Annotated in this window: 11 protein-coding genes and 1 pseudogene; 7 read left to right on the top strand and 5 right to left on the bottom strand. The window is 49.1% G+C overall.

What is annotated here, in order from left to right:
• The 3 genes and pseudogenes from BZG83_RS13920 to BZG83_RS13910 form a co-directional block, all read left to right on the top strand.
• Positions 1 to 719: pseudogene (locus BZG83_RS13920) on the top strand (alkaline phosphatase family protein); the annotation flags it as partial.
• Between the two features lie 64 nt (positions 720 to 783).
• Positions 784 to 1,023, top strand: coding sequence for a YdcH family protein (locus tag BZG83_RS13915; RefSeq protein ID WP_069586641.1), 240 nt, complete (start codon positions 784 to 786; stop codon positions 1,021 to 1,023).
• A gap of 14 nt (positions 1,024 to 1,037) precedes the next feature.
• On the top strand, positions 1,038 to 2,159 hold the full coding sequence (locus BZG83_RS13910) for a PQQ-dependent sugar dehydrogenase (protein ID WP_077481395.1): 1,122 nt from the start codon (positions 1,038 to 1,040) through the stop codon (positions 2,157 to 2,159).
• 11 nt (positions 2,160 to 2,170) lie between these two features.
• Here the strand turns inward: BZG83_RS13910 and BZG83_RS13905 are convergent, their stop codons facing one another.
• Positions 2,171 to 2,917, bottom strand: coding sequence for a PilZ domain-containing protein (locus BZG83_RS13905; protein ID WP_077481393.1), 747 nt, complete (start codon positions 2,915 to 2,917; stop codon positions 2,171 to 2,173).
• A gap of 229 nt (positions 2,918 to 3,146) precedes the next feature.
• Here BZG83_RS13905 and BZG83_RS13900 point away from each other — a divergent pair, with 229 nt between their 5' ends.
• Positions 3,147 to 4,160: a glycine betaine ABC transporter substrate-binding protein gene (locus tag BZG83_RS13900; protein WP_077481391.1), complete on the top strand. Its 1,014-nt coding sequence runs from the start codon at positions 3,147 to 3,149 to the stop codon at positions 4,158 to 4,160.
• Between the two features lie 67 nt (positions 4,161 to 4,227).
• On the opposite strand, the gene BZG83_RS13895 is transcribed toward BZG83_RS13900, so the two are convergent.
• Positions 4,228 to 5,067: an isopenicillin N synthase family dioxygenase gene (locus BZG83_RS13895; protein ID WP_077481389.1), complete on the bottom strand. Its 840-nt coding sequence runs from the start codon at positions 5,065 to 5,067 to the stop codon at positions 4,228 to 4,230.
• Positions 5,068 to 5,258: 191 nt separating this feature from the next.
• On the opposite strand from BZG83_RS13895, the gene BZG83_RS13890 reads away from it, so the two are divergent.
• The gene (locus tag BZG83_RS13890) at positions 5,259 to 5,636 is read left to right on the top strand and encodes a glutaredoxin family protein (RefSeq protein ID WP_077481387.1); all 378 of its coding nucleotides are present in this window, start codon (positions 5,259 to 5,261) and stop codon (positions 5,634 to 5,636) included.
• A 167-nt stretch (positions 5,637 to 5,803) separates the two neighbouring features.
• Here the strand turns inward: BZG83_RS13890 and BZG83_RS13885 are convergent, their stop codons facing one another.
• The gene (locus BZG83_RS13885; protein WP_077481385.1) at positions 5,804 to 7,219 is read right to left on the bottom strand and encodes a Na+/H+ antiporter NhaC family protein; all 1,416 of its coding nucleotides are present in this window, start codon (positions 7,217 to 7,219) and stop codon (positions 5,804 to 5,806) included.
• On the bottom strand, positions 7,216 to 8,376 hold the full coding sequence (locus BZG83_RS13880) for a trans-sulfuration enzyme family protein (RefSeq protein ID WP_077481383.1): 1,161 nt from the start codon (positions 8,374 to 8,376) through the stop codon (positions 7,216 to 7,218). The genes BZG83_RS13885 and BZG83_RS13880 overlap by 4 nt, the downstream gene beginning before the upstream one ends.
• A 321-nt stretch (positions 8,377 to 8,697) precedes the next feature.
• Here BZG83_RS13880 and BZG83_RS13875 point away from each other — a divergent pair, with 321 nt between their 5' ends.
• Positions 8,698 to 9,129, top strand: a complete 432-nt coding sequence (locus BZG83_RS13875) for an oxidoreductase (RefSeq protein ID WP_108743604.1) — start codon at positions 8,698 to 8,700, stop codon at positions 9,127 to 9,129.
• Between the two features lie 15 nt (positions 9,130 to 9,144).
• Positions 9,145 to 11,070, top strand: a complete 1,926-nt coding sequence (locus BZG83_RS13870) for a putative bifunctional diguanylate cyclase/phosphodiesterase (protein ID WP_077481379.1) — start codon at positions 9,145 to 9,147, stop codon at positions 11,068 to 11,070.
• On the opposite strand, the gene BZG83_RS13865 is transcribed toward BZG83_RS13870, so the two are convergent.
• Positions 11,067 to 12,425, bottom strand: a complete 1,359-nt coding sequence (locus tag BZG83_RS13865; RefSeq protein ID WP_077481377.1) for a hypothetical protein — start codon at positions 12,423 to 12,425, stop codon at positions 11,067 to 11,069. The two genes, BZG83_RS13870 and BZG83_RS13865, sit on opposite strands and share 4 nt — an antisense overlap.
• Positions 12,426 to 12,544: the final 119 nt, after the last annotated feature.

Raw genomic sequence — 12,544 nt, 5'->3', positions numbered from 1 at the left:
GTGTAGTGGTACTCGATACTCGAACTCGTCGGTGGCGCTCGGAGTCCAGCATGAACCGCCCATCCGGCTTGATGGACTGGGAAGCTCTGATGGATTTTCAGCATGACCTACTCAAGCATGACAGTGCGGTCATTGTCTCGGCCGCACCCATGTTCGGGGTAAAGTTTATTGAAGTATTACAACGTATCGCAATTTGGCTCGGCAAGCCCACCATTGTCGATGCTGAGAACTGGATGGCTCATCCGGGCAGTGCCAATACCTTACTGAGTATTTTCCGCCACCAGCGTACGCCAACCAACTACGTGATCCTATCGGGTGATGTGCACTATTCATTTGCCTACGACATTCGTATTCGTTTTCGTACCAATAGCCCGCGCTTATGGCAAATTACCGCGAGCGGCTTTAAAAACAATTTCCCAGAGCCGCTGCTGAGTATTTGTGAATGGTGCGATCGTATTTTGTTCAGTCCTCGCTCACCATTTAATTGGCTCACCAAGCGAAAGCGCATGCGGATTGATAGGCGTGATCCCGACACCGCAGGCCCTAAGCGCTTAGTGAACGCCAGTGCTGTCGGACTGGTCACCTTACAACCGGACGGTTCGCCACATACCATCAGCTTATTGACAGCTGACGGCAAAACCATCCATTTCCCCGATAAAAAAGCAGCGAAAGCCGTCGAGCCCAGCATCCCGCCACTCGACCCGAATCAAGCAGACTGAAACTGGAGAGATCGGCAAAGCACGCCTAGCCTTAATAGCATCACAAGGTGAGAAGGAGGTGTTTATGCAAGGCGAAAATCATGCGCTTATCTTTGAGTTCCCAGAGTACCGTGAACGCATTCATGATTTGAAGGCGAACGATCCTGACTTCCAACTTGATGCCAAACGTTATCATCAGCTCGATCATCATATTCGTGGTCTGGAAATGAAGCAGATCCCAACCAGCGACGACATTTTTACCGCGATGAAAAAGCAACGTGCACACCTTAAAGATCGCCTCTATCGTAAACTCAGCGTCCACTGATCAAGGAGGTCGTCATGCACCGGATATCGTCGATTTTTTTGTTGATGTTCGTATTGTGCGCCCCATTGAGCGCGCACGGGGTGACTGTCGAGACTGAAACAGTCACTGTGAATGTTGAGGAAGTGAAAAGCGGCTTCGACCACCCATGGGGGATGGCCGAGCTACCTAATGGCGATATCCTGATCACCGAACGGAACGGCACTTTAAAACGCCTAACGCCTAATGGGCTAACGGTGAACATATTAGGAGTACCCAAAGGCGTCTATCAGCAGGGACAAGGAGGGCTATTTGATATTGCGTTAGCGCCGGATTTCCCCGCGACCGGCACCCTATACCTTTCTTATGCTGCAGAAGATGAACGCGGTCAAGCGGGAACAGAAGTGCTCAAAGCAACGCTGTCACAAGATGTTCTCATCAATAGCAAGGTCATTTTTACTGCATTGCCCAAACGCGGCGGAACCCGTCACTTTGGCAGTCGCCTATTGGTGACCCAAGAGCACCTTTACATCACGCTGGGCGACCGCGGCCACCGTGACCGCGCCCAGTTTATTACCGATCATTTGGGGAGTTTAGTGCGTTTAAACCTTGATGGCAGTTTGCCGGTCGACAATCCGTTCTCTGCTCATGATGCAAAAAAGCCCGAGATTTTTAGTTACGGTCATCGCAATGTGCAAGGTATCACACTCGATAATAATGGCAGCACTGTCTGGGCGCATGAACACGGCCCTCAAGGTGGCGATGAACTCAATATCATCGAAAAAGGGGTTAACTATGGCTGGCCTATCATCACTTATGGGGTAAATTACGGATTGGGCACACAAATTGGTGAAGGCACCGCGAAAGAAGGTATGCAGCAACCTGTCTATTATTGGGATCCGTCAATTGCACCATCAGGCATGATCATGGTGAACAGTGATCGCTTCCCGATGTGGCAAGGCAACCTACTACTTGGATCATTAAAATTTGGTCTGTTGGTGCGCCTAACCCTCGAAGACGGTACCGTAGTGAGCGAAGAGCGGCTATTTGATGGTCAGTTCGGGCGTATCCGTGACGTGATTCAAGCCAGTGATGGCAGCATTCTACTTCTCACAGATAAACGAAACGGGAGCTTACTGAAAATCACCCCGCGCRTGTAAAAAGATGACGACTAATTCAGAGCCGTCTCACCTTTATTATCGGACACAGCTAATCGGTAATAGGTGCCATCGAAGGCAAGATTGGTGATTAACCACGTACTGCGTGCCTTGCTACGATCGTCAAACTGAAAGCCACACAAGTAATCATCGCTGAGTAATCGATGTGAGAGTATCGAACCATTAAGCGTAAGATCTTGATTCGGGGCGATATGGTCAAGGTTTAGCGCCGCTTTTTTTTCTGGTGCTAATTTGGCGCCCATTGAACGGTAAGCGAATAAACATCCGCCAACCGACAAATCGCGTACCTCCACCTCAATCTTGCTCATTCCCTCTGTGGCAAGCGTCGCTGATAGTGCCACTGGAAAGCGCTTGTCTTGTCGCAACGGCGTGGCTGTCGCGCCCTCACGGAGCAGCTCAATGCACACAATACTGCAGTGGCTCTCGAGCACGCCTTGCACCTTGCCACTGAATCGGACTAGCGACCCATCCGCGGCCACACCATGCAATCGCACTTGAAAGCCTGGGTTTAAATATTGCCCTTTTTGCTGCGCAGATAGAGACGGGATTTGGGTGTAGCAATAACGTTTGCCGTCTGTACCAAGCATAATGGCATTAAAGCGAAATAACCCTTTCATCGGCGTGTGCACATGCATACGCACTAAGGCTGCGCTTCCTAGCTTTAAAGCCGCTTGAGATCCAGACAGGGCGATTAAATCATCTTGTTGTTCAATGGCATTAAGTTGATCTTGGCGAGGCATGTGCAATTCCTAGACAGTCATCAAAACCAAGGTGCAACGGCAACGCGCTCAGCAGCTTGTACGAAGGCGTACCGATAGTGATTATAACGAGCGTTGTTAGCCTAAAGATCAAAAAATATGTTTTTAAATTGTGATTCAGCACCTTGCGCTTCATCGAGTATAGACCTTGTATCAGACGCATGGTACGTTTTGGTTTTGACTTAACACTAGCGACTTTCAAGGACGATCTATGCGACCCCGACTCTGTGCGCTCCTACTTTCTCCATTATTTATCTTGACGCCAAACGCCTATGCCGATGAGCCAGCCTGCGGCGATGTCACCATTGCGGATATGAATTGGAATTCAGCCACCCTAATGGCACATGTTGACCAATTTATCCTTGCTAACGGCTATGGCTGCGACGTTCGTTTGGTCCCCGGTGACACCATGCCAACAGGCGTATCGATGACAGAAAAGGGTGAGCCGGATATTGCGCCTGAGTTCTGGACCAACTCGCATAAAGCAATGCTCGATAAAGGTGTGGCTGATGGGCGGCTCAGATACGCCGGCAATGCATTTAGCCAAGGCGGGAACGAAGGCTTTTGGGTGCCAAAATACATGGTGGACCAACATCCAGAGCTTGCTACTATCGACGGTATTAAGTCACATCCAGAATTATTTCCACACCCCGAAGACCCCGACAAAGCGGCGTTTATGGGCTGCCCCGCCGGATGGACGTGCCAAATTTCCGCTAAGCACCTTTTTGACGCACTTCAACTGGGTGAAGCCGGTTTTGAGATGATCGATCCCGGCTCCGCCGCTGGTCTGGCTGGAACCATTGCTCGTGCCAATGATCGTCGTGATGCGTGGTTTGGTTATTACTGGGCACCGACGCCAGTGATGGGCAAATATGAAATGGTCGAAGTGGACCTTGGCGCAGACGTTGATCTTGAGCACTATAAAAGCTGCATCACTCAAGCGGAATGCCAGACTCCAAAAGTCACTGCGTTTCCCACCTCTCCCGTGCATACACTCACCACAGCGTCATTTGCGGAACAATCGCCGATCGCCTTTCGCTACGTTCAGCAACGTGAATACGATAATAGCGTCATGAGTGACATGCTCGCATGGATGGATGATTATCAAGCTGATGGCGAGATCGCCGCCGATGAGTTCTTACGCCGCTATCGCGACCTTTGGCATCAATGGGTCAGTGAGGAGGCTGCCGCGCGCATCGAAGAAGCCTTGGGGGATGACGCCTAACTTGCAATACACGAAACGGGTCTAAATAAAAAGCCGAGGGACATATCACCTCGGCTTTTCTTTTCGCTTACAGAACGCCTAATTCACGTAAACGCTCAGTCAAATAACTTTTCGCCGTATAGCGAGAAGACAGCACCACATCCGGTTTCGGATGCAAAAACAGCGGTAACGAGATCCGTGCTTTGGTTTTATCTGCGCCTTCAGGATTAATCACGCGATGGGTGGTTGAGGGGAAGTAGCCACCCGATGCTTCTTGTAGCATATCGCCAATATTGACGATTAAGTTACCGAAGTCACACGGCACATCTAGCCAACGCCCGTCTTTCGCTTTCACTTGCAAGCCCGGCTCATTCGCTGCAGGCAGGATGGTCAACAGATTAATATCTTCATGGGCCGCGGCACGGATAGCACCTAGCTCTTCATCGCCTTTTAACGGCGGGTAATGTAATACGCGTAACAATGTCTGCTCACTCCCTGCAATCATGCTAGAAAGTGATTGTGAGTAGTGCTCACTGACGCTGTCCGGTGACTGACGCTCCACCCATGACAGCAAGGTCTCAGCCAAGCTAGTCGCTTGTTGATAGTAAGATTGCAGATTATCACGGAGGGCTGAAGGACACTGCCCCCAAGGGTAGTAATGAAAAAATTCCTTTAAATCGCGCTTGGTGTGGCCTTTCGCCGTTTCCGCAATTTTAGAGGGGAAAAACCCATCTTGGGTATCGGGCTTAAAGGTAAATGTATGTTTTTCCTCGGTGTTAAAAAAACCTTCCCATTGGTTGTAAATATCAGCCACGAGCTGCTGCTGTAGTGGGTGGTTTTTAAGCACGCCAAATCCCGTTTCACGTAAGGATTCAACAAAGGCTTGCTCCGCATTGGGCGCTTGAAAGTCAATGGCTTGCAGTGTCATAGGGTACCTGTAATCGTTTGCTTATTATCGTGAGGTTGCAGGACGGTTAGTTTACCAGCCAAAAGGCGCCATACAACGTAACCGTGTTTCACACCAGAAACACATTGTCACCATTTAGAAACAAACCCTGATATAGGGTCACGTGCGCTGTCGTGTTAAACTCTGCACTTTGATACACACAGGGAGTGAAAATGGGTGTTATTCGTTGGATCCTTGGCCGGATCATTCTCGTTGTTGAAGCGCTCACTAAGCCTAAGCCACCAAAGCTGAACGCGGATCAGCACCAAGCCATGGTCGCGTTTTCAAAGCAAGTGACCTTATACCAATTTCAAGCATGTCCATTTTGCGTCAAAGTTCGCCAAGCAAGCCGAAAGCTCGGACTGCCGCTGGCGGCAAAAGACGCCAAACGCGATATGACCGCCCGACGTGAGCTGGAACAGGGAGGCGGAAAGATTAAAGTTCCCTGTTTACGTATTCAACAGGGCGACGAGGTGCAATGGATGTATGAGTCAGACGACATTATTGCATATCTCAATCAAGCCACGACTCCTATTACACAAGCTGATTGAATGCTTAGTTAGACAATAAAAGACTCGGCGTCTACATTTTATTAGACAACGAGATCAACCTTCGCTTGCCCCTTTTGCCCGCAAAGACTGACTCCATGGACTTGGGCATTAACAGACTGTCCTTGCTGACTCGCAAGGACAGTTTATTTTTTCAACCGAGCCTGCGTTTAAGCACTTCCCAATATCGCAAACAAGACCGCGGTCACCACCCCTACCGCAAAGACATAAGGGAATTGCGTACGGATATGATCGACGTGATCGTTACCCGTTGCCATCGACGCGACAATGCCAGTATCACTGATTGGTGAGGTCATATCGCCAAAAATGGCCCCAGATATCGATGCGCCAATCATTAAGTGCGGGTCAATACCTGTCGCAGCGCCAATCTGAATACCAATCGGGATCATGATTGCAAACGTGCCCCACGAGGTTCCGGTCGCCAGTGACATAATAGCGGCAATCACAAAGACAAAAGCGGCTGATAATCCTGCTGGCAGAATGCCATCAATCACCTGAGTGATATAGTGTCCCGTGTGTAAGTCTGCCGATAAGTCCCCCATTAAAAATGCCAGCGACATAATTGCCCCGAGAGGCATCATATTTGCGTATCCGGCTAACAGGTGGCGGAAAAAGGTATCTAACGATAAGACACGCGTGCCGATAAAGAAAGCCATCGCAACCGCAGTCCCTGCCATCACCGCCCAAAAGACAGCGGTTGAGCCCGATCCAGAGGCAATATCGCCATTACCGGTAATAAACAGGCCCACCGGCACCATTAAAATGGTGCTGAGTAATGGCAGAACAAAATAGCTCACTTTGCCTAGCGGCTCATCATCGCGCTGATGATCGCCGGCAATCGGAAAGGCGCCTTCACGTAGTACTTGCCCGGCTGCCGCGCGTTGGTCCGCTTTCGCCATTGGCCCCCAACTCGCCCCAGTGAGCACATAAAACAGCACCGCCAGCAAGGAGAGCCATGCCATTAGATTGTATGGGATGGCGTGCAATAGAATGGTGAAGGGCTCGCCTTCAACATAACCTTTGCTGACTTGTACGCCGATAATTGCCATCATCGCAGCGCCCCAACCATTGATCATCACGCTGGAGCAAGTCGCAACGCAGGATGACTGGATCACATAGGCGAGCTTCTCTCGAGAAACGCGATAGTGATCGGCTAAATCACGACTCACCGTCCCCGCTGACATAATGGAAATCGAACTCTCAATAAAAATCAGCATGGTGGTAACTATCGCGAGCAACTGCACCGCAACCGGATTTTTCACCAATTGAGCACGCTCAGTGAGCGCATGAATCACAGCCCGGGTGCCGCCTGTGACTTGGATAAGACGTATTAACCCGCCCACCATAAAGCAAAACAAAATGGTGCGCGTGTTCCCCGCACTGGCAAACACACCAATATAACTATCCAATGCCTTCGCCGCGCCTGCGAATGGATTGAAATTCGCAATCACGGTATAACCCACCATCGCCCCTGCTAGTAGCGACAGAATCACCTGACGCGTGACCACAGCAAGTACAATAGTGACCAGTGGCGTCACCACCGTCCAGACGCCATAATCGGTCATGACGCCTCCTGATCGAGTGCGTGCAGAAGATCCTCAATTAAGTCACGGCTATCTTCAATGCCGACTGAAAGCCGGAAGGTGGTATCGAAAACCCCCATCGCCTCGCGTGCCTCTTCACTCATGGAACCGTGAGACATGGACGCTGAATGGTTGATCATACTCTCCACACCACCGAGCGATTCAGCCAAGATAAAGTAGCGTAAGCGGCTTAAAAATCGCTCGCTTTCCACTCGCGTGCCTTTTAGCTGAACGGTAACCACTGCTCCCCCTGAGCGCATTTGCGTCTGACAAAGCGCATGTTGCGGGTGTGACGGTAAGCCAGGATAGAAAACCGCTTCAATGGCAGGGTGGTTTTCCAGCGCGGTCGCAACTTTTAGCGCATTATCGCATTGGCGCTGCATACGCAGATCGAGCGTTTTTAATCCGCGTAACGCGAGATAGGCATCAAATGGCGAGGCAATCGCGCCGACCGTGGTTTTCGCAAAATCAATTTTTTTCGCCAACGCTTCATCAGCGGTAACCARCGCGCCGCCAATCATGTCAGAATGCCCGCCAATGTATTTGCTGGTCGACAACATCACAATATCTGCCCCTAAACGCAACGGCGTTTGGTTCCACGCAGTCGCAAAAGTGTTATCCACACAGGTTAATAACGCATGCTCGCGGGCAAACTGGCAAATCGCGGTAATATCGACGAGTTCCAATAACGGGTTGGTTGGGGTTTCAACCCAGATCATCGCCGTGTTCGGCTTGACCGCGGCTGCTACGGCATTGAGATCATTGAGATCAACATAATCGACACTGAGTCCATTATTGGCGGCGCGGAGTTTGTCGAACAAGCGATGCGTCCCCCCATACACACCGCGCATCGCAATAATGTGCGCGCCTACCGGCAGTAGCTCTAAGGCCAAGGCTGTCGCTGCCATCCCCGAGGCCGTCGCCGTCGCATAACAACCTTGCTCGAGCGCCGCCAACGCACTCTCGTAAGCTGATCGGGTTGGATTCGCAACCCGCGAGTAACCAAAGTCGGCCTGATGGCTAAGGTCAGATTGAATAAAACTACTGGCGGTGTATATCGGCGGGAAAGCCGCATTGTGCCCCTTGTCCGTTTGATCACCACCGTGGACAGCTAACGTAGAAAAGTGGGGTTGTTTCATATTTTCACCCATTAAAAGAATATTGGTTTAATAATTGTTTTTATTTTAGCCATTATGACGACTCACAAACAAACTGACATGATATTGTATGACTATAATGACTGATAAATAGAATTATCTTCTAGCATATAAGAACAAGTTACTTTGCTAAGCCTACCGAATGCGCCCTCCACGCCCACACTTGAGTAAGCCAGTGCGTACAGCTACGTTTAATAGGGAGCTCTTGAGAAGGCGTATATCATGGCACATTGCACCACACCTAGAAGGTCGAAGCACAGCCACCTCTTTCACTTGATATTGCTAGTTGGATGGGTGATCGCAATGACTGTCAGTCGCACAGTCACTGCCAGCCCGATGCTCACGATTACCAGTAAAAAAGGGACAGAAGCTTTTACACGTGAACAACTCGTCGCGATGGCCGATCGTACCATTGAAACAGCCACTCCGTGGACCGATGGCCAACAACGGTTTTTAGGCGTATCAGCGCAAAAGCTACTCGCTCAACTCGATATTCCGCCCAAAACACTCAAAGTTTATGCGCTAAATGATTATTGGGCCCAGATTACGGTTGAGGATATTGAGCGGTATAACCCCATATTTGCGATAAAAAAGAACGGACAGTGGATGCGTGTTCGCGATAAAGGGCCAATCTGGGTCATCTATCCGTTATCGGAAAATAATTTAATGGATAACGAAATAATACATAGCCGTATGGTGTGGCAAGCGAACCGTGTGGAGGTGATGGATGAGTAGCGGTGTAACACGCTTATGATGCTTAAGCGCCCAGTCACTTGGTTCATTGTTTTTGTGTTTGCGATCCTCATCTTCGCGGTTGTGACGCTTTACCAGTTCAATCAAAGCTACTCTCGCCATGCAGTGCGTACCCAGCTGTCAGCATGGGCATTGGCCCAAATGGAATTAGAAACCCTTGAGTTTCGCCATGAACTCGCCTTGTATCTCCGCACTCAACGTCAAGACCGCAGTGCACTCATTTTAAAGTACGACATTCTCTGGAGTCGCTACGACACCTTTTTACGAAGCAGCGAGACAGAGGAGTTGAGACAAGCCTTTAGTGCCACTCCTCTTGTGACACGCGCATTTCAAATCATAAGACGTTATGAACAAGCGGTACTAGAAGGTCAGACGACACGCTTACAGCAATTGCTTAGCGAAATGGACACCCTACTCCCTGCGCTGCGAGATTTGATGATCAATAATTTAACAGGCCCTGCCGCTATCAAACAACGCGAGTATCTCGCCAACCAATTGAAACATATCTATCTCGCCGTCGGGCTTATCCTTACCCTATTAGGGTATTTCTCTTGGCGTATGTATCGGGACAGCCTGAAGCAACAGCAAATGGCATGGATGGACAGCGTCACACAACTTCCAAATCGCAATTATTTACTGGATGCCTTACAAAAAGCCGCAACCAAGAAAGCGATACACACCTTACTTGTCATTGATATTCGCCGTTTCAAAGACATTAATGACTTGCTGGGGTATGAACAGGGTGATCATGCTCTCACTAAACTCGCGCAAAGGCTTAATAATATCTGCTCACCTTATGGCTATACTTGCGCGCGTTTAAGCGGCAACAGATTTGCCGTTTTAGCCGCGGTCGATGGCCATTATTTGAGCTTTTTCACCCAACCACTTCGCGATACGTTGCGAAACGCCCTCGACGATATCTATCCGGATATCCAACTCACCGTTGCGCTTGGGATCGCCAAAAGTGCGGATCTTGACACGGCACTTCGTAAAGATCCGGAGGTCTTTGCCAATACGCTATTGAATAATGCTGATCTTGCCTTACTCAAAGCTAAAGATGCTTTACCCTCGAAAGACAGTATCGTAGTCTTCAAACCTAAGTTCGAGGCCGATGCCCGTCAGCGCCGACAATTAAAAGATGATTTAAATGTACTGCTTGTTGATGAAAGCCAGGATGAGCTATCTCTTGTCTATCAACCAATTATATCGTCTGAGCCCGACAAACTTGGTTGTGAAGCATTAATTCGCTGGCAACATCCAACCTTGGGACCAATCCGCCCTCAGTTATTAATCGATGTAGCGGAAGAAGCTGGCCTTGGACAGCGACTTGGCACTTGGATCCTACGGCAAGTTTATGCGGCGATGAATACCGAATGGCAAACCATCAACCAGCATATCGATGTGGCGGTCAATTTATCTGACTCTTTCTTTAGTGAGGCGTTGCTCTCAGACGTAGTGAATATTTTTATCCATCACCCTGAACAACGTAAACGGTTGGTGTTTGAAATCACCGAGACCATGACCATTGATGATATTGGTAGATTCAGCCTAATAATGAATCAGTTACGAGACATAGGCATCAGGCTTGCCTTGGATGATTTTGGCACAGGTTGGTCATCGATGGCGGTACTGAATCACTTGAGCTTTGACAAAGTGAAAATTGATCGTAGCTTTATCGAGCATATGGCCACCGTTTCTCGGCAGCAAATACTGGTCGATACCATTTGTTATATGTCGCATCAACTTGGGATCCGTGTGGTCGCAGAGGGTGTAGAAACGCAGGAGCAATTGATCAACTTACAGCAAATGGGGGTCGATGAATTCCAAGGCTACTATTTTTCTAAGCCGCTTAACGCTATTGATTTTTATGCCTTTTGTATCGACCACCTTAGCAAGCAAAATACGTTTTCACTGAAAAATTAATCGAGAATTTCTTCAATATCGACGACTTTCGACCGGTTTACGGTGATTTTCCAACGCTGGTAAACCGTAGGCTGGTCTTTGATTTTTTGACAGCTTACCAAGTTAAATTGGTGGCGCTTTTCAACCGAATCTTTTAAAACCTGTCCATCGTTTAGTCGATACAAACGCTGACTTCCACGATCCATTAAACGTGAGAAAGAACGAAAATCGAGCTTCCAGACATCTCGGGTCGTGTCATAGCCAGACAAAAAGCGGGTAGTCTCTAGCTGGGTTTTGACCTTTAGGCGCACCACGGCCTCTTCTTGTTGACGCAGCTTGCCACGACGCAGCTTTTTGACTTCATCGGGCAGCGCAGTAAAGTCGATGTAATCGAGCCATTCCAACTGCCGACCAATCTGTCTATTCGAGGTAGGATCGATAAAGCGCTTGCGCCATTTGGGCCGCCCTTTACGAATCCATCGCCACAGCGCATCACGCAAATCATCTTTAAAAATTTCACGCAACGCATAGATCCCGGCCATCGCCAAGACAAACGACAAGGTAATTTCACCCAAATACTGCCGAGCCTGCACAATCACGGTGGTGACAAACAACATCACAAACGCCGTCGCCGAGGCTTTCGCGAGTTTATTAAGGTTCTTACCCAAAGCTTCCGGTTTTTGGCGAATGGTGACAGGAAATTCAATCAAACGACGTAGCAAGCGCATTTTGTTAACCATGCGGGTCGGATCGCTGATCGCTTTGTCGGAATTGTAGCGATTGACCAAACGATGAGCTTCTTCCGCTTCACAAAGCTCCACAAGTTRTTGGCGGATAGTTTTATACACCGAGCCGCGCGGCATATGCGCTAAAAGCGACAAGAACCGTTGCTCGGTCAGCCATGACAGATAATTATCAATATTGTTGTAATACTTTACTAGCTTGGTATCTTGCGGCTGGTAACGGCGCAAACGGCGTAAGATTTCCACCGCCATTTCGATGGTATCTTCCAATTGCTCGAGTGCTTCTTCGTCTTCCAATCCTGAGACCGACTCAAAAAAGTCGTGCGTCGCTTTTTCTAATGAAAGCGCGTACTGATACGCATACAAACTCAAGCTGACTCGATATTGCTCAGTGGGTAATTTTTCTCGGCTGGCAAGACGCGAGTGTACCAAAGGTAAGTGGTAGCGAGAGGTAAAATAGGTGCGGCTATTCGACAGCACGCGGTGGTAGAATTCATCCTCGTTCAGAACATGTTTACCAAACTTCAGCTCTCCCGGGACAAACAAGTAGAAATCGACTTCTTGTGCACTGATTTCCTCGTTCAGAATGGCAACGCGAACCGATAAGCCTTCATGTTTATCTACCGTGATCAATCCTACTCTCCTACTACTCAATGGAATGCTGATGCGACAGTGCTCAAGGGCTGCCTCATGGCGGCACTATTATTCCACACCATCGATCGATTGCGTCATCATAATGACAAATATATGAC

This window comes from Salinivibrio sp. PR919, from assembly GCF_001995355.1.
In the GTDB taxonomy this organism is placed as follows: Bacteria; Pseudomonadota; Gammaproteobacteria; order Enterobacterales; family Vibrionaceae; genus Salinivibrio; species Salinivibrio proteolyticus.
This window is presented reverse-complemented; position numbering and strand designations above follow the sequence as displayed.

Excerpts from the sequence above, each read along its gene's own strand:
- BZG83_RS13915 (WP_069586641.1), top strand. The coding sequence starts at position 784 with ATGCAAGGCGAAAATCATGCGCTTATCTTTGAGTTCCCAGAGTACCGT.
- BZG83_RS13905 (WP_077481393.1), bottom strand. The coding sequence starts at position 2,917 with ATGCCTCGCCAAGATCAACTTAATGCCATTGAACAACAAGATGATTTA.
- BZG83_RS13900 (WP_077481391.1), top strand. The coding sequence starts at position 3,147 with ATGCGACCCCGACTCTGTGCGCTCCTACTTTCTCCATTATTTATCTTG.
- BZG83_RS13895 (WP_077481389.1), bottom strand. The coding sequence starts at position 5,067 with ATGACACTGCAAGCCATTGACTTTCAAGCGCCCAATGCGGAGCAAGCC.
- BZG83_RS13890 (WP_077481387.1), top strand. The coding sequence starts at position 5,259 with ATGGGTGTTATTCGTTGGATCCTTGGCCGGATCATTCTCGTTGTTGAA.
- BZG83_RS13885 (WP_077481385.1), bottom strand. The coding sequence starts at position 7,219 with ATGACCGATTATGGCGTCTGGACGGTGGTGACGCCACTGGTCACTATT.
- BZG83_RS13875 (WP_108743604.1), top strand. The coding sequence starts at position 8,698 with ATGACTGTCAGTCGCACAGTCACTGCCAGCCCGATGCTCACGATTACC.
- BZG83_RS13870 (WP_077481379.1), top strand. The coding sequence starts at position 9,145 with ATGATGCTTAAGCGCCCAGTCACTTGGTTCATTGTTTTTGTGTTTGCG.